Annotated in this window: 15 protein-coding genes; 10 read left to right on the plus strand and 5 right to left on the minus strand. The window is 39.8% G+C overall.

Going from position 1 to position 17526, the window contains the following annotated elements:
* Positions 1-23: 23 nt before the first annotated feature.
* The 5 genes from IO90_RS09540 to IO90_RS09580 form a co-directional block, all read right to left on the minus strand.
* Positions 24-1481, minus strand: coding sequence for a hypothetical protein (locus tag IO90_RS09540; protein ID WP_131450851.1), 1458 nt, complete (start codon positions 1479-1481; stop codon positions 24-26).
* A 1260-nt stretch (positions 1482-2741) separates the two neighbouring features.
* A complete protein-coding gene (locus IO90_RS09555) occupies positions 2742-3167 on the minus strand; it encodes a hypothetical protein (protein ID WP_034965945.1) in 426 nt (141 codons plus the stop codon).
* Positions 3168-3301: 134 nt separating this feature from the next.
* Positions 3302-4072: a hypothetical protein gene (locus tag IO90_RS09560; RefSeq protein WP_131450852.1), complete on the minus strand. Its 771-nt coding sequence runs from the start codon at positions 4070-4072 to the stop codon at positions 3302-3304.
* 1369 nt (positions 4073-5441) lie between these two features.
* Positions 5442-5786, minus strand: a complete 345-nt coding sequence (locus IO90_RS09575; protein WP_034965952.1) for a winged helix-turn-helix transcriptional regulator — start codon at positions 5784-5786, stop codon at positions 5442-5444.
* 15 nt (positions 5787-5801) lie between these two features.
* Entirely contained in the window at positions 5802-6824 is a 1023-nt protein-coding gene (locus IO90_RS09580; RefSeq protein ID WP_034968844.1) for an LLM class flavin-dependent oxidoreductase, read from the minus strand.
* 228 nt (positions 6825-7052) lie between these two features.
* Between IO90_RS09580 and IO90_RS09585 the strand changes: the two genes are divergently transcribed.
* The 10 genes from IO90_RS09585 (at position 7053) to IO90_RS09620 (ending at position 17471) form a co-directional block, all read left to right on the plus strand.
* Entirely contained in the window at positions 7053-8027 is a 975-nt protein-coding gene (locus IO90_RS09585) for an NAD(P)H-dependent flavin oxidoreductase (RefSeq protein WP_034965954.1), read from the plus strand.
* A gap of 59 nt (positions 8028-8086) precedes the next feature.
* Complete coding sequence (locus IO90_RS19080) at positions 8087-8347, plus strand: hypothetical protein (protein ID WP_228374672.1); 261 nt, start codon at positions 8087-8089, stop codon at positions 8345-8347.
* Entirely contained in the window at positions 8326-9054 is a 729-nt protein-coding gene (locus tag IO90_RS19085; protein WP_228374673.1) for an LLM class flavin-dependent oxidoreductase, read from the plus strand. Before IO90_RS19080 ends, IO90_RS19085 begins: the two co-directional genes overlap by 22 nt.
* Entirely contained in the window at positions 9008-9217 is a 210-nt protein-coding gene (locus IO90_RS19090) for a hypothetical protein (protein WP_228374674.1), read from the plus strand. Before IO90_RS19085 ends, IO90_RS19090 begins: the two co-directional genes overlap by 47 nt.
* Before the next feature lie 19 nt (positions 9218-9236).
* A complete protein-coding gene (locus tag IO90_RS09595) occupies positions 9237-9989 on the plus strand; it encodes an NADPH-dependent F420 reductase (RefSeq protein ID WP_034965955.1) in 753 nt (250 codons plus the stop codon).
* A gap of 152 nt (positions 9990-10141) precedes the next feature.
* Positions 10142-11014 carry an AraC family transcriptional regulator gene (locus IO90_RS09600; protein WP_034965956.1) on the plus strand — a complete coding sequence of 291 codons (873 nt, stop codon included), beginning with the start codon at positions 10142-10144 and terminating at the stop codon, positions 11012-11014.
* Between the two features lie 86 nt (positions 11015-11100).
* Positions 11101-11856, plus strand: coding sequence for an SDR family NAD(P)-dependent oxidoreductase (locus IO90_RS09605; protein WP_034965959.1), 756 nt, complete (start codon positions 11101-11103; stop codon positions 11854-11856).
* A gap of 177 nt (positions 11857-12033) precedes the next feature.
* The gene (locus IO90_RS09610) at positions 12034-12933 is read left to right on the plus strand and encodes a helix-turn-helix domain-containing protein (protein WP_034965961.1); all 900 of its coding nucleotides are present in this window, start codon (positions 12034-12036) and stop codon (positions 12931-12933) included.
* 146 nt (positions 12934-13079) lie between these two features.
* Positions 13080-14255 (plus strand): efflux RND transporter periplasmic adaptor subunit, encoded by a 1176-nt coding sequence (locus IO90_RS09615; RefSeq protein ID WP_051878485.1) that lies wholly within the window; start codon positions 13080-13082, stop codon positions 14253-14255.
* 36 nt (positions 14256-14291) lie between these two features.
* Positions 14292-17471 (plus strand): efflux RND transporter permease subunit, encoded by a 3180-nt coding sequence (locus IO90_RS09620; protein ID WP_034965962.1) that lies wholly within the window; start codon positions 14292-14294, stop codon positions 17469-17471.
* Positions 17472-17526: the final 55 nt, after the last annotated feature.

The raw sequence follows: 17526 nt of genomic DNA on the forward strand, positions 1-17526 counted from the left end.
CTAATTTGTCAAAAAATCTATAACTACAAAGGCATATATGTAATAAAAAGGGTAGACCCGGAATTTGTCTTGTAAATTTGATTCCCGGGTCTGCCACATCCGGTTGTCACAGATATTATAGCGCCCTCATTTAAAATCACACTTCGCGTAATTGACGTCACTCCATCAGAAGTAGTAAATCTGTCTCCTATTCTCGTTAGTGTCTTTGACCCCATTGTTAATTTAGCACGACATCCGATCCTGCTTCCTTCCGTAGCAGAAGGAATGTCACTGTATTGAATAACTGCTTCCGCTGTATATATACCTGTTTTTTTTACACGATAAGATGTATTGTTTACTTTCTCGATGTAATCTGTGTAAATTCTATCAGGTGCTCCTTCAAAAGCCAATGGTCTCTCAACATCATCTGCATTTCGGGTAACTACATTATTGTTTGTTTCATACAATGCAAAAGAGCTAGCTGGTGGTAGAGAACTTTTCTTGATAGTTCCGTCATTATCTATCACTAGTATTCTATCGTCATCTACGCTTCCATTAGGAACATTTCTAAGGCGTACCGTTCCGGCGATATCGAGTTTTTGGGTAGGCGAAGCCACGCCAATACCAATTGAGCCATTTCCTGCAAAATTCAGATTGTTTCCTGCTAAAGTTACAGTTCTGTCGCCTGACAAGCTTCCATTGTTGGTATAGATGTTAGTGTTGGTATCAATCTCGGATCTGAGAGTAGAGGCAGATACCTTCTTACCCGTTCCGTCACTTCTCAAGACCATTATCCTGTCTGTCGCATCGATAGCTGTGTCTAAAGGTACATTTCTAAGTCTGATGTTTCCACTTGTATCTAATGTTTCAGTCGGCTCGATCATCCCAAGTCCAATCCCGACGCTCCCGGCATCTGTAACCGAAAACTGCCTGAAGCCGTCTGCGTTGGTAAACCGAACTATAGGTTCAGTAACGTCTATGTTACGTACAGCCAAGGTTGCATTTTTAGTGTTATTCGAACTTGATCCGATAACAACTTTACCTTTTATACGGGAGTCTCCAACAACCTCCAACTTTTCCGTCGGATCAGGAGTGGTCCCGATTCCGAAATTACCAGTGCCTGTGAACGCCAGATTAAATCCATTCAAATTTGCATTACGGTTTCCTGTCAAACTACCGTTGTCCTTATAGATGCTGATGTCACTACCGCTGCCGACTGGTGTTCCGGTAGAGAATCTGACCCATTTGGTACCGTCAAAATAGTAGTATCCTTCCTGAGTGACATTAATGGTTTTAGTGGTGGTAGGATTGGTGGCAGATGTTGCGTAGATGATAGCTCCCTGCAGTTGGCTTGTATAAAGGGCGTCTTTTGCCTTTAGCTCATTTCCTGTTAGCTTAGGAGCGATAATCCCATCAGTCTTGGTAGGATCGGAGGCAGATGAATTGACATCCAATGTTGCATATGGATTTTCTGTATTTATACCAACCTGCGAGAAAACCATAGACGAGGCAAATGCAGATAATGCAATAACGTATTTTTTCATTTGTGTAAAAATTATGTTTTTTTATTGTGTGTTCTTTATGAAATAACAACAAGGCAAAGAGTAATTATCTATCCAACCTATATGCTGGTGCTGGAAATATTGTCTAAATCTTTCTAGCATTTTTTCAGAAATAATCTGGCAGCAAATGACCAACTTTATTCAACCAAATACAAAAAAAACGATTACTTAACGACTACTTTATTTCATAAGTATTTGATTATCAATACTTAAAAATCAAAGTACAATACATTAATAGATATTTTGTGAAAGATTAACCTGCCGCATAGTTCATGCCCGTGGAGTTCAATTGTTCTGATTTCTTTAAAAATTCTTGAGGAAAAACTTAAGTGCAAATTAAAATTTACGAAGTTTTTGTTTTTAGGAATCCAAAGGGATCCGCTAAGAAATCCTGAAGAATTCTTTTCAGAAATGATTTGTCCAGAATGTTCGAATGCCATTGCTTAATCTACAAAAAGCAGAGCCCCGGGGAGAATATGTCCCAGGCTCGTAACTTTTGGTCAGTTTTAAGTGGTCAGGAAAATTTTTTTAATTTCTCTAAGTAAAATAAACCCCGGATCGCTAACAGGATGGATTATTTTTAGAAACATCACCAGAGCCCTGCTATTCTTTTATGCAGTTTCTCTTGCAATAAAAAGATAGAAAGGATCTAATGAGATACTACGATATATTTCAGACACTGATATGCTCTCATGAAATAGCTGTGAAATAGCATCTGTGGAAAAATATATAGGCAAGAAACTTGGAGTTTCTTGCCTATATTGCCATAGACCTGGACACATGGTTATTGAAGAAGAATTTAAAAAGAGAGATTTTTATCTGCTGAAAAATGTTGGGTGACAGATTATGAATGCGCGGCCCAAACCTAAATCAATTGTAAGATTAAAATTTGTTACTTAAAAAATTTTTTCCATTTCGTTATAGTATTCCTGCTAAGGCGGAAGTGGCAGGCCAATTCAGTATTGTTTAACTTATTAGTTTTCTGGTATTCGAGTATATTAATTATGGCTGTTTTGTCATATGCACGATACCTCTGATTTTCTTTTGATCTTTCATCTGAGACACCAAAAATCAGTTTGTTTAGTTTAATTACCTCCAATGTTGAGAGATTGTCTTTTCGCAATATAGCTTTGCAGGAATATATCTTCTCAGGATATTTACTTTGTAATATATCCGAATAGATTAGCTTGTAGTCAGGCTTCACTCTTTGTGTTTTAGTATCCATTTGTATAACGTGGTTTTAGGTATTTTGTACCTTTCAATGACTTGTATTTTTGTCATTTCTCCCGATTCTATTTTTTCCAAAATGAAATCTACTACTTCTTTTGTGTAGATGTTTTTACGAAACTGAGGCAACGATATTTTTTTGTTCGTCCTACTTTGGTCGGTTGTAGAGTTTTGTGGTGAATAGAGGATCAGGTGTTGTGTATAGATCCTGAAAAAGTCGTAATCTAGCAATTTGCTCCATTTTAGAAGCTTTTCCTTATCTAGGGTTTTTGATTTGTACATCAGAGCAATCTCGTGTTCAGCAACATTGAAAAAATTACAGATTCGAGTTGATTCCATCCCGAGTTGCTTAACCAGTTGCTCGATCATATTACCTATATGAATGTCCCTGTAGTTCATTGTGTTTTTTTTAAAAGTGAAAGTCGCGAATATTTGTGGAGGGGATAATACAAATTTCCAAGGCTTTGCCCTTTTGGTAGTTATATTGCTATTTCAACCTACAACCATAGACAGAGTGCTTTTTTGTACATATTTTATAAAGCTGTAACACTGAATAAGGCTTTGAAGTCGGAAATGGTAGCATAAGTGAAATTTGATGGATAAGAAATTCCCGAACTATTCGATGATAAGGCATTTGTGCCGTTTACGTAAATAACCGTGTTTAGCGTGTCACCAGCATTTAGTGATACCATTCCGGTAACTACCACAGAATATCGTAAGATCGGTTGCCCGGGAGTTGCCCATCTGATGGTCGCATTGTCCATTATGTTAGTGCCTCCAGAAGGATTTCCTGCACAATTCTTTCTAATTTCAAGATTTACAGGATAGTAAAATCCCATTTCATTCCTATTAGGTGCAGCATTAGGCATTATGTAGGCCGTTATAAGGTAAATGCCTGATTGGAAGACCCTATAAGTGCCGGTACTGACCTCAAATCTATCATTGGGATCAGTGACCATGTTATCAAATTTCTGAAAGAATCTTTGATTTACAGTTGTGCCCCCTGTTCCTCCATTGATTATAGGCGTGGAACCTGATGAAGAGTTGCTCAAAGAGATTGACGCTAATGTTGCAGAAGCGGGATTAACGGGTCCCCATTCTGTTACTCCCAGATCATTAGTTTTTAGTACATAGCCATTGGAAGGTGTATTAGACGGCAGGGTGATAGAACGGTCGGTACCAAGATTTGAAGGCGCCTGCAAAGATACCGAGTTTGTGCCGTTTGAGGAATTTTCGTAGAATTTGACAGATGAGGCTGTCCCTGTCGCGTTTGTGCTTACAGAAATATTACCTGCTACATCCAATTTCGCAACAGGAGAAATAGTTCCAATTCCTACTTGGCCGTTGCCAGTTATAACAACGTCGTTAATTTGCTGTGTGGAATTAGGTGTTCCTGTGGTTGGATTGTCCCTATTTCCATCTACATGGAATAACTGTTGCGGATTTTCAGTATTAATGCCTACTTGAGAAAATGCGATGGATGAAACCAGTACGAATGTAAAAATAATTGGTTTTTTCATTGTTGTGTATTTTATTTAATTTCTTGCTTACTATTTTAATTATTATCCTAAGTAACTGGAAAAGGTTTTCTTTAATCTGAATTCCTTTTGTTTGATTGCTATCAGCTAATAATCTGGATGCAAATAACCTTGTTTTATCCGTTTGATTACAAAAAAACTACTACTTAACAACTACTGTTTTTATTCAACATGCTGATATATTGAGATCTACTCCATGTGACACTGTGTGAGACTCTATGTATGTGAAAATTCCAATTCCTGCAGGTCAATGTCTTTATCGATCCTGATAATGAGGAGACTTTTATGCGTGAGGTCATGCCAAATTCATTATCCTCAAGATGGATACTGCTATTTGCGGAGATACTGTCAAAGAGATCTCCGACTATGTCACTGCTGATTTTGATGATCACGGAATAGACAAAGAACTGATACATTTGGGCTGCTAGATGAAACTTCGACATTCCTGTTTATACCAGTAATCCATCAGATTTTTTTCATCTTCCTTGCTTAAAAATTCTCCGAAAAAAGCATTTGGATTAAACTTTCTGATTTTATTATGAATATCTGAGACATCTTGTTGAGGATATTTCCCATAATTATGTGACACACCGATCAATAATATGTCTAATTTTTGAGCGTAGAAGGTCATCGATACTGATAGGGGCCAACTGTTCGATGATCAACTATTACTTCGGAACAAAGGAGAATTTATATATTCAGATCATTGAAGATCTATGGCCTTTGTGAGATCACATCAGCTCTAACACTGAGGCCGATACGGATATACTGCTGAAAGATTTTGTCTTTAAATAAATTGAGGAAGCTTTTCAAAATGCACAGTTGATACAACTCTGCCTGGAAAACAAAATATTTACTGTTTCCGAAAAAGCGGATTCACTTATAAAAAATGACCGAGAAGCATTTCAGTCATTTTAAAATTATAGCAGAAAAGGCCAAGTATATCCACGTCAAATTTTTATACACTTCTATTTTTGCGCTTACAATCGATCTTGTAAGCCAAATTGCAAAGTCTTCGGACCCGTCGAAAGATAGTCGCAATGAAATGGAGGAACTGTTACACTACATCGAAACTACATTTCTTATGAAATAGATATTCTAATATTTAAGAACACCAAGTATTAAACTTGCACAATTATTTAGCAATCATCTCTTTGTGATTGATTCCCCATTCTTTCAAAGCGTAGATAATGGGTGTCAGCGTATCTGCATAAGGTTCTGATCTGTAAATGATCTTGACGGGATAATCATCAATGACAATTCTTTTGATCAATTTATGCTGTTCCAGATCTTTCAATTCTTTTGCCAGAACTTTCGGTGTAATTCCCTCGATACTGTCCTGAATATCGGTAAAACGCTCATTTCCGACACCAACTGAAATGATGATCGCCAATTTCCATTTACCGTTGATCACCTCCAGCGCATCCTTTACAGGTTTCACAGTATTCAGACATTCGTTGTAAGCTTTCTTTTTTGCCATTTCAAATTGAATTTATTAATCGGTGGAAGCTTTTTCATCATTCAGTTCATCCATGAGTTCGGCAAAAAGCTGTGCCGATTTAATGCGGTCTTCCAGTGCAAAGATATTGGAAACCATTATAATCTCATCAACCTGTGTTTTTTGAAGAAAATCTTCTACCTGTTTTTTAACAGTTTCCTTGCTTCCTACAAACGAATATTTCAGCATCTGATGTAAACTTGGGTGTTTCAAAATCTCTTTTAGATCTTCGGTCATTTCGGTCGGAGCTTGGAGTGGTTTTGAATTTCCGGTCAGGATACCAAAAAACATTCTGATCAGTGACGTAAACGAACGTTCCGCTTCTTTATCCGTATCGGCAACGATGATGTTGACGCCGGCGATTGTGTAAGGTTTCTCTAAAACTTCCGATGGCTGGAATTCTTCCCGATAGATTTCCAAAGCAGGGTGAAGATGGGTGGATGCGAAGTGACTGGCAAAAGCGTAAGGCAGACCTTTCGCTGAAGCCAGATGGGCGCTGTCTGTGCTGGAACCTAAAATGTAGATGGGAACATCAACGCCTTCCGCAATGGGAACTCTCACTTTAGAAGTTTTATTTTCTGTTGAAAAGTATTCCTCGATTTTTTCTACTTCAGCCGGAAACGAATGTGCCGCCTTCATAAAATCTGAACGAATCGCTTGTGCTGTCGGCATATCAGTTCCAGGAGCTCTTCCCAATCCCAGATCAATCCTGTTGGGATAGAGTTGTGCTAAAGTTCCAAACTGTTCCGCAATCACTAAAGGTGAATGGTTGGGAAGCATAATTCCGCCGGAGCCGACCCTGATCCTTTCCGTGTTTTCGGCCACATAACCGATAAGGATTGATGTTGCACTGCTTCCCACTGCTTCCGAATTGTGATGCTCTGCAAACCAGTATCTGGAATAATTATTTTCTTCTGCAACCTTCGCAAGGGCAAGCGAATTGTTTAAAGTTTCTCTAAAACTGCTGCCTTCTGAAACAATGGCAAGTTCTAAAATTGAATATGATGTTTTATTGCTCATTATATTTCTTTGTAATGTTTGAATCGTCATTAAAAAATTAACACTACAAAGTTACAAAATGCTTTACAAAAGATAGTGATTATAAAATAGATAGTCGTGATTGATATAGTCTAAATCTTTAAAAATTCACTTTCCTAAAGGAAAGTACTATCAAAATGAAAGTAAAATTAACCTAACTTTGTCCCAACGAAAATAGATCATATTATATAGATACAAAATCAAGAGATAATGAATAAAACAAACCGTATTACGGAAATTTTAGGAATCAAATATCCAATTATTCAAGGGGCAATGTCTTGGGTAACCAATGCTGAATTTGTTGCAGCAGTAAGCAATGCCGGAGGTCTCGGAATGCTGGGTCCTCACGCAGGTCAGAAAACAAATCCTAAATCTTTGGAAGAGCTCACTGATCGGCTGAGAAGTGAAATTCGCAAGGTAAAGCAGTTGACCAACAAGCCTTTTGCAGTGCCGGTTATGCTTTCTAATGACCTGACTACCGTTGATGTAATCGCTGATCTGCTCCTTGAAGAAGGTGTTGAAGTGGTTCTTATCAACGGCATTGAAGATTATGATTTTGAACCTTTGATCATAAAATTAAAATCACATCATATTAAAATAATTTATCGCGCACTGAATCCAAGTGTGGAAAATGCAAGAAATGCAGAAAAAATTGGAGCTGATATTATTGTAGCTACCGGATTTGATGAAGGTGGTACTGTGCCTGATAAAATTATTGGCACATTCTCTATCATACCGATGATATCAGATGCTGTAAATATTCCGGTGATGGCTGCCGGAGGAATTGCTGACCTCCGTGCTGTTCGTGCATCCTTTGCGTTAGGGGCTGAAGGTGTTTTTGCAGGAACAGTATTTATTGCTACAGAGGAAAGTCCTGCTGCCGAAAATGTGAAACAACTCATTGTTGACCATACAGCCAGTGACCTATTGATTTTCAGAACCAATCCGGCGTATTACCGTTCCATTCCAACACCATACAGCCAGGAACTTTTGGAAATGGACGAACGGGGTGATTCACGGGATGAGATTGCCAGTAAAATGTATGGTGAGCAAGGCTTAAAAGTTGGAATGCTGGATGGGGATATTCATAGAGGGTATATCACTGTGGGTAATGGAATTTCGTATATTAATAGTATTCGTCCTGTAAAGGAGGTTGTCGAAGAATTGATGGGTGATTTTAATTAGTACAGTTTTAAATCGATATTGTAAGGTAGAATTTAAGTTCATCAATCTTAAAACAGGAAATGAATAAAATAGCGAAAAAATTAAAACTAGGTGCCGTACTGGACGGTTTAGGCTGGAATCATATGGCGTGGCAACATCCCGCGATGCCTTCTGATGCCAGCGAAAACCTTGATTTTTACATCAAGCAGGCTCAGTTGGCGGAGTCTGCCAAGTTCGATACTTTGTTTTTGGTGGATGTCAGCCACGTCGGTCCCAGAAATATTCCGCATTACCGGAGTATGTTCGAAGGATCAGCATTATGTCTGCGCTCAGTATGGTGACTAAAAATATTGGGCTTTCTGCGACCACCGCATCTTCTTACGGTGACCCTTACAGTGCTGCAAGGCAGATATTGTCGCTGGACAAAATTAGCAAAGGACGTGCTTCGCTCAACGCCATCACTTCCAATCCTGGCGGGATGGTCAACTTCAGCCGCGGACATTTGACGAAGAGAGACCAGTACCCGATGAACAGGGAATTTATTGAAATTGTCCTTGGACTTTGGGATACGTATGAGGACGATGCCTTTATCCGTGACAAGGAAAGAGGAATCTTTTTGAATCATCATAAAATGCATAACATCAACTATCGTGGAGATTATTTTTCGGTAGAAGGTCCTTTGAACATCAGTCGTTCGGTTCAAGGTCGGCCTGTTCTTTATACCGCAGGAACTTCTGAAAACTTTATGGAAATAGCCACCAGTTACACAGACGGCGTTTTCACGTACGGTTACGATTGGGAAGATACATCGGCGTTGGCAAACAGAATCAGGCAGAAATTTGTTGCAAAACAGAGAAGACCGGAAGATTTCATTATTTCCATCTCACAAAATCCCATTGTGGGTGAAACTGAAAAAGATGCGATTGATAAATATATGGAGCTGATGCAACTCAGCCCACGAAACAGTCTCCCACAACCGCAATTTTTTGGTTCAGCAGATAATGGTGGCAGACCAGGTTCAGAAATGGTACGAAACAGGAGCGATTGATATGCTTTTAATACGGCAGGACCATCCGCACGGTCTGCGTGATTTTATTGATTTGGTCGTCCCAATTCTTCAGGATAGGGGCATTTTCAGAACAGAATATGAAGCGGAAACTTTGAGAGGTAATCTTGAAATTCCAAATCCGCCATTCAGAAAAATCATTTAAAAATTAGAAATAAATTATTATGAAAATAGGAATTATTGGTACAGGAGCCATTGGCGGTACCATTGCAAAAAAGATGGTAACGGCGGGTCATTCCGTAAAAGTAGCTAACTCAGATAATGGCGATAAATTAAAGACCCGTGCCAGGGAATTGGGAGCCCAGCCTTCTTCATTAGAAGATGTAGTCAATAATGTGGATGTCATTATTTTATCATTGCCAACCGTGGCAATTCCAACTTTGGCGAAAAATCTTTTTTCCAGCGTACCTGATAACGTTATTGTTGTAGATACTTCCAACTATTATCCTTTCCGTGACGCTCAGATAGAGGATTTGCAAAACGGTAAAGCAGAAAGTGTTTGGGTTTCAGAACAATTGGACAGACCTGTGATTAAAGCTTTTAATAATCTGCTGGCAGAAACATTATTGAACCGTGGAAAAGAAGCAGGAAGTGAAAACAGAATTGCAATGGCTATTGCCGGAAATGATGAAGATGCCAAGAAAATAATTGCAGGTCTGGTTAATGATGCAGGATTTGATGCGGTTGATTCCGGCAGTCTGGAAGATTCCTGGAGACATCAGCCCGGAACGCCGGCATATTGTACAGAGCTTGATAAGGAAGAACTGAAGGTTTCATTTGATAAAGCAGACAAAGATAAAGCTCCTGCAATAAGGGATAAAGTTGTAGCAGAACTTGGCAGTAGAACAACTTACCCATCACATCAGGAGATTGTTGAGTATAATCGGAATCTTTTTACCGATAATCACGCAAATTAGGCTAAGAAATAATGAAGTAATTTACAAACATCGAAGTAACTATAAGCTGAGCTTTTAACTTGATATCGATAGTTTAGTAATTAACATTTCATTGAAAAAATACAGTTGACATTTAAATCTGGTTTATCGAAACTGTTATCTTTGTACCTATTATGTTGGATAATTTATTTACAGAAAAGAACTCATCCTCAATCTCGACTGAAGAATCTTTCAGAACGTTGACGGAATCATCGAAATCGGGAGAAATCATCAGTTTTTCACGTAAGAAATTTTATTCAGTTATTCTTCTTGATGGTTTTTATCAAATTAATTTCGAAGATACGAGCCTGCCTTTGGAAGGAAAAAATATTTTGTTCACCACCACAAAAGTTCCTTTCGGTATCCATTGTTTCAAGGAAAATAAACCTGTTCAGTCCTGTGCTTTTTCAGGAGGCTTTATTACAAAGGCAAATTCCGGTTACGAACTGCTTTCTTTCAGCGTTTACAAACCAGGCAGTCAGTTTATCTATACTCTTGATGAATTTGAATATGATAAGTTGTCGACAATTTTTAAAAAAATAGCGGAAGAGGATTCAAATGAAGTTAATCCGTTGCAGACATCACTATTGAGGCATTATACAATGGAGCTGATTCTCAATGGGCAAAAATTACATCCGTCCGCATCTTACATTAACAGCAGAAATACCGCCGAAGTTGTTGCCTGCTCGTTTATAAGACTTTTGGAGAGTCAGTTTCCTATTGATGACCTTTCAAAAACCATTGGTATAAAAACCCCTGGTGAATTTGCTGAGGCGCTACACTTGCATCCAGTCTATCTCAACAGGCAGGTGAAGAAAGCCAAAGGACGCACGATGAGTGATTTCATTGCGTCACGAGTGTTACAGGAAGCCAAAATTCTTCTCAGGACGACAACTTGGAACATCAGCGAAATTGCTTCTGCGCTGGCCTTTGAGGAAGCTTCCCACTTTAATACCTTTTTCAGAAAGCACACTAAAGTGACACCGTCGGAGTATAGAAATTCCTAGTTTGAATTGTGCAAGCATTGGTTGCATTGTCGCTATAACTTGACTTGAATAAAGACTGAGATTTGCATCAAACAAAAATCAGTACAATGACACAACAAAAAGTAGCTCTGGTTACCGGTGGTAACAGAGGAATAGGAAAGGAAATCGTAAAGAAATTAATAGAAAAAGACAATGCGGTGATCTTCACCTATCGTTCAAATGAAAAGGAAGCGGAAGACCTTATCGCAGAATTTGAATCCACAGGAACTCGCATAAAAGCTTTGAAACTAGATGTCTCAAAAATGGAAGAGTTTGAGAGCTTTTCTAAGTCGGTTAACTCAGTTTTAACCGAATGGCAGGCTACAGGCATCGATTCATTGGTCAACAATGCAGGAATTGGATTTTTTGTACCATTTGAAGAAGCAACGGTTGCCCAGTTCGATGAAATGTTGAATGTTCATTTTAAAGGTCCCTTTTTCCTTACCCAGAAATTGCTGTCATCAATCAATGACAACGCAAGCATCGTCAATATCAGTTCCACCGCAACCCGTGTGGCACTTCCCGGATTCTCCGTGTACGCTGCAGTGAAGTCGGCGATGGAAACCATCTCATTATATCAATCCAAAGAATTGGGAGCGAGAAAGATCCGTTCCAACAGTATTCTGCCAGGACCAATTGCAACCGATTTCGGAGGTGGGGCAGTCCGTGATATTGAAGATATCAACAGCCGGATCGCTCAGCAACACGCATTGGGCAGGGTAGGTTTGCCAACAGACATTGCATCTGCCGTGGCGTTCTTATGCAGTGAAGATTCTGCATGGATCGATGGACAGGCGATTGAAGTATCGGGAGGTTATATGTAACTAATCATTGAAAATTGAAAATTCAGTTTTAAAAGGATCAGCCACACAGATTTTGATGTGGCTGTTTTTTTAACATACTGATTAAAAAATAAACAAAACTATATTCAGTTGTCAAAATAAGAAATAAATAAAAAGTTCTTTTTGTGCAAAAAAAATATTTTGTTAATTTTGTCATCTATGGAATCCCTTATACCGATTTACACACTTGAGCAATTTGCAGAATTTAATGATCTGAAAGTACTGAACAAGAATATATTGTCTTGCATTTGTGGACCGGACAATCTGGATGCGATCGACCTCAACTATCCAATGAAGATCAGCAGTTTTTCGCTTTTGTTGGTAACCACAGGAAAGGTTCGCCTTAACATAGATTTTCAAGAGGTTGCTTTGCAAGAGAATGATATCATCTTTCTCTATCCTAAAAATGTCATCGAATTTCTTGAAGTTTCAGTTGATGCGTCTTTTGAAAGCCTTTTCATCTCAGGGGATTATTTTTCTAATCTCAACCTACAGATGAACTCTAAGGATGCGTTGGAAATCTTATCGAGTAATTATTCAAAGATACTTTCTCTTTGTCCGAACAGCATTGGTCATATCACAACAAGTTTTGAAAGACTGAGGTTTCTAAATGATCCTGCAAACGAAACTATTTTCTATATGGAAATGCAAAAAGGGATCATCAATCTGATCATGTACGAACTTGCAGGATATTTGCAAAAACAGCAGAACAATTTGCTGAAAATCTATCGTAAGGAAGATATCGCAATACGATTTGCCAATTTGGTAGGTCAACATTACCAAATCAGGAGAGATGTACAGTTTTATGCAGATCAGATCTTTATAACCAGAACCCATTTGACAAGGACGATCAAAGAGGTCTATCTTAAAAATCCCAAACAGATCATCGAAGACAAGATCATCTCTGAGGCTAAAATATTATTACTAAAGAGTGAGTACAGTATCAGTCAGGTGATGACGGAATTAAAATTTGAAGATCAGCCTACTTTTACCAAATTTTTCAAGAAAAAAACAGGATTCAGTCCTAATGCATACCGCAGGTCATTGGCAAGTGCATAATATTCCCTTGCAAATCGATTCAAAAAGAACCAATGAGGTTCTTAAATGTTCTTTTTTGACAATATTTAGATTCTTTCTTACATTGTTGTCTGACATTTTTGTCAATAATTTTGCAGGCATATACTAAGAAAAAATCTTAATCATTTATGAACTATTTAAGCAGAAAGTTTATTTCGGGCTCAGTGATCGCTTGTGGCCTATTTTTACTTCAATCTTGTAATAAAACCGAGCAACCGCCACAGTTTCCGCCGATGGAGTTGCCTGTTTCCAAAATAGAGAGTGGCAACGGGCTGGTCTCAAAAGAATATCCTGCCAGCATAGAGGGTGTGACCGATGTCGAGATCAGGCCCCAGGTATCTGGTTATCTGCACAAAGTTTACGTTGATGAAGGTGCTTATGTACGAGCAGGCCAACCCCTTTTTCAAATCGATCCCAGAATGTATGCCGAGCAGTACAATACAGCGAAAGCCGGCGTTTCTGTAGCGAGAGCGAACCTTGCCAATCTAAAGATCGACCTTGACCGCAGAAAGGAATTGGTGAAAGAAAGCATTGTTTCCAACATTCAGATCCAACAGGCCCAGGCTGCGTATGACGGAGCAAAAGCATCTTTGACCCAGGCTGAAGCAACCGCACAATCTGCAAGGATCAATCTTGATTTTTGCACGATCAAAGCTCCTGTCAGTGGTTATCTTAGCAGAATCAACTACCGTTTGGGAAGTATGATAAGCCCGGCTGGCGTAGAGCCCATTACGGTTCTTTCTGATTCGCACGAGGTGAATGTGTATTTCAGTATGAGTGAAAATGATTTCCTGACATTCCAGAATTCTCAGGTCGGAAGCACTATCCAGGAAAAGATCAGAAAAGCTCCATTGGTAGGATTGCAGATCGCTGACGGTCATCTCTATGAGGAAAAAGGAAAGATCGATGCGGTCGAAGGTCAGTTCAATTCCAATACAGGATCTGTGACTTTCAGAGCTAAATTCAATAATCCCAAAAATATCATTCGTGGTGGGAATACAGGAAAGATCATTATTGACCAACACTATGATAACGTTATTATGGTCCCGATCGCATCTACAGTCAATATTCAGGACAAAGTGTATATTTTTTCAGTCGATAAGGACAATAAAGCTGTGCAGAAAGCTATTGAGGTCTCTGGAAAAAGCGGTACGAGCTATATGGTGACAAGCGGTATCAAAGCCGGCGAATCTTACATCGTTTCTGGCTTCGAAAGATTGCAGCCGGGAATGCCTGTCGTTCCTAAAACAGTAAGTCAACAAGCCAATAAAACTTCATCAAAATCAGCATCTGGTAAAATGTAGGATGTGCCCTGAAGTTTAATTTCAAATAAAAAATCAATGTTAAAAACGATTATAAAAAGACCGGTTCTAGCGACCGTTATATCGGTGTTGCTTGTCATCCTTGGAATTGTAGGGATGAAAACGTTGCCAATAACCTCTTTTCCTGAAATTGCGCCACCAAGTGTCACCGTAATGGCGGTCTATCCCGGGGCAAGTTCTGAGGTGATAGCGAGATCCGTAGCGCCACCATTGGAAAATGCGATCAACGGCGTTGAAAATATGGACTACATCACATCCACGTCCAGTAATGGCAACCTGATGCTAAATGTGGTATTCAAATTGGGAACTAATCCCGATCAGGCCGCGGTAAATGTGCAGAATAGAGTAGCACAGGCAACCAGCCAGCTACCGGCAGAGGTGAATCAGATCGGGGTAACCACGATGAAGCGACAAAACAGTATCCTGGCGATGCTGACCATCTATTCTGAAGATCCTTCCGTAAATGACCTGTTCATAGAAAACTATGCTAAGATTAATCTTGTACCAGAATTGAAACGTATCAGAGGAGTGGGTGATGCAATGGTTTTTGGTAATAAGGATTATTCGATGAGGGTCTGGCTCGATCCTCAAAAAATGGCCTCATACAATTTGACGCCGCAAGAAGTGGCTGGTGCCATTCAAGCGCAGAATGTGGAAGCAGCGCCAGGTAGATTTGGTGAAAGAAGCAAGGAAGCCTTGGATTATGTCATCCGTTACAAAGGAAAAAATACAGAACCTTCACAATATGAAAATATTCTTATCAAAGCAGGTAATGATGGAAGCACGTTGAGGTTAAAGGATATTGCCAAAGTGGAATTCGGATCCTATGATTACGGCGTTTCCACGCTTTATGAGAAAAAACAGGGTGTAATGATCGCACTGTTTCAAACGGCGGGATCCAATGCGAATGAAATTGAGATCGCGGCACAGAACAGAGTGAAAGAGCTTTCTGCATCTTTCCCGGCAGGTGTGAAATATACTTTTATGTACAGTTCCAAAGAATCACTGGATCAAAGTATCGATCAGGTGATCCATACTCTGATCGAAGCTTTTATTCTTGTCTTTATCGTTGTATTCATCTTCCTCCAGGATTTCAGGTCGACCCTGATCCCGGCCATTGCGGTTCCGGTATCTATCTTGGGAACGTTCTTCTTTATGAACCTGTTTGGATTCTCGATCAACCTTTTAACTTTATTTGCTTTGGTCTTGGCGATCGGTATCGTGGTAGATGATGCGATCGTGGTTGTTGAAGCTGTTCACGCCAAAATGGAACACCGGAAACTAAACGGCAGGGCGGCAACAATGTCGGCGATGAGCGAGATAACCGGAGCGATCTTCTCTATTACTTTGGTAATGGCTGCGGTCTTTGTACCGGTTGCTTTTATGGAAGGGCCAACGGGGATCTTCTATCAACAATTTGCTTTAACACTGGCAATGGCGATCGTGATCTCGGCAGTCAATGCATTGACCTTGAGTCCTGCCTTGTGTGCGATCTTATTAAAACAGCATCATACACCTGGACACGGGCAAGAGCCTAAGAAATTATCATTTAAAGAAAAATTCTTTGCGGGCTTCAATGCATCGTTTGATAAAATGACTTTCCGATATGGCAAATCGGTTCTGTTCTTATTGAAGAAAAAATGGGTCGCTTTTTCAGGGCTTGCGGTTGTGATAGGTCTATTTGCGTGGATGTTTATCATTACGCCAACAGGATTTATTCCTGATGAAGACCAATCATTTTTGATGGCAACGGTTACGCTACCGCCAGGCTCCACGCAAGCGCGTACCACAGATGTTGTGAACAGAGCCGAGCTTGCCTTAAGAAAGCATCCTGCGATCAAAAGCATCGTTTCTGTTAATGGTCTGAATATGCTTAATTTCAGCACATCATCATCCAGTGCCGTGTTTATGCTTAAACTTAAAAATCCTAAAGAACGTGGTGACGTACACGACATCAATCAAATAATCGGCCAGCTTCAGGGTGAGGTGAGCCAGATAAAGGAGGCTTCATTCTTTGTTCTGGGTATGCCTACTGTTCCTGGATTCGGTAACACGAGTGGTATGGAGATCGTTCTTCAGGATAAGACCGCTGGTTCATTGACCAAATTCAACGAAACTTCAAATGTCTTTATCGGTGCGTTGATGCAAAGACCGGAAATAGCAATGGCATTTACCACATTCAATGCTTCTTTTCCACAGTATGAGCTGGTAGTTGATGAGGTAAAGGCAAAACAACTGGGTGTTAATGTTTCAGATGTAATGTCTGTGATGCAAGGGTATTACGGAAGTATGCAGGCTTCAGATTTCAACAGATTCGGAAAATACTACCGTGTCGTGATGCAGGCTCCTCCTGAGTACAGGGCAGATCCTAATTCTATGAACGGAATTTCGATTAAAAATAATGTTGGGCAAATGGTCCCTGTCAGTACGGTCGCTTCATTGAAACAGACGGCAGGACCAGAGGTGGTGGATCACCATAATTTGTTCAATGCCATCAGTATCACTGCGATTCCGGCTCCGGGATACAGTACAGGTCAGGCAATGGCAGTGCTCAAAGAAGTCAGTGCCCAGAATCTACCGACAGGATTTTCCTACGACCTAAAAGGAATGGCGCGTGAGGAACAGTCTTCAGGAGGACAATCGGCGGTGATCTTCGGATTGTGTTTCATCTTTGTTTACTTCATCCTTTCCGCACAGTATGAAAGCTACCTGGTCCCATTTGCAGTGTTGTTGGGAATTCCGACAGGATTGTTAGGTGTATTTGTAGGAATTTCAATTGCTGATATTGCAAATAACATCTATGTACAGGTTGCTTTGGTAATGCTTATCGGTCTGCTTGCGAAAAATGCGATACTGATCGTGGAATTTGCGATGCAGAGAAGAAAAGCAGGAAAGAGTTTGACAGCTGCTGCAGTGGAAGGCGCAAAAGCAAGATTGAGACCTATTTTGATGACGTCACTAGCATTCATTGCCGGTTTGCTTCCATTGTTGTTTGCATCAGGGCCATCCGCGATCGGAAATCATTCCATCGGCTATGCAGCGGTTTTCGGAATGTTGTTCGGAACTGTTCTCGGGGTGTTCATCACGCCAGTTCTTTTTGTCGTATTTAAATATCTGCAGGAAAAGATAAGTGGTAAACCACTTGACGAAAGTGTCTGGGACTATGAACCTTCAAAACTCGCAAAACACAATCATTAATATAATAGTTTGAGAGCCCAAAGATAATTCAGGGTAGGCAAGAGTATGATGTCTG

It is taken from the genome of Chryseobacterium sp. FH1 (assembly GCF_000735135.1).
GTDB lineage: Bacteria > Bacteroidota > Bacteroidia > Flavobacteriales > Weeksellaceae > Epilithonimonas.

Bases quoted from the DNA above. Each gene is read 5' to 3' on its own strand.
- IO90_RS09540 (WP_131450851.1), bottom strand. From the start codon at position 1,481: ATGGTTTTCTCGCAGGTTGGTATAAATACAGAAAATCCATATGCAACA.
- IO90_RS09555 (WP_034965945.1), bottom strand. From the start codon at position 3,167: ATGAACTACAGGGACATTCATATAGGTAATATGATCGAGCAACTGGTT.
- IO90_RS09575 (WP_034965952.1), bottom strand. From the start codon at position 5,786: ATGGCAAAAAAGAAAGCTTACAACGAATGTCTGAATACTGTGAAACCT.
- IO90_RS09580 (WP_034968844.1), bottom strand. From the start codon at position 6,824: ATGAGCAATAAAACATCATATTCAATTTTAGAACTTGCCATTGTTTCA.
- IO90_RS09585 (WP_034965954.1), top strand. From the start codon at position 7,053: ATGAATAAAACAAACCGTATTACGGAAATTTTAGGAATCAAATATCCA.
- IO90_RS19080 (WP_228374672.1), top strand. From the start codon at position 8,087: ATGAATAAAATAGCGAAAAAATTAAAACTAGGTGCCGTACTGGACGGT.
- IO90_RS19085 (WP_228374673.1), top strand. From the start codon at position 8,326: ATGTCTGCGCTCAGTATGGTGACTAAAAATATTGGGCTTTCTGCGACC.
- IO90_RS19090 (WP_228374674.1), top strand. From the start codon at position 9,008: ATGGTGGCAGACCAGGTTCAGAAATGGTACGAAACAGGAGCGATTGAT.
- IO90_RS09595 (WP_034965955.1), top strand. From the start codon at position 9,237: ATGAAAATAGGAATTATTGGTACAGGAGCCATTGGCGGTACCATTGCA.
- IO90_RS09600 (WP_034965956.1), top strand. From the start codon at position 10,142: ATGTTGGATAATTTATTTACAGAAAAGAACTCATCCTCAATCTCGACT.
- IO90_RS09605 (WP_034965959.1), top strand. From the start codon at position 11,101: ATGACACAACAAAAAGTAGCTCTGGTTACCGGTGGTAACAGAGGAATA.
- IO90_RS09610 (WP_034965961.1), top strand. From the start codon at position 12,034: ATGGAATCCCTTATACCGATTTACACACTTGAGCAATTTGCAGAATTT.
- IO90_RS09615 (WP_051878485.1), top strand. From the start codon at position 13,080: ATGAACTATTTAAGCAGAAAGTTTATTTCGGGCTCAGTGATCGCTTGT.
- IO90_RS09620 (WP_034965962.1), top strand. From the start codon at position 14,292: ATGTTAAAAACGATTATAAAAAGACCGGTTCTAGCGACCGTTATATCG.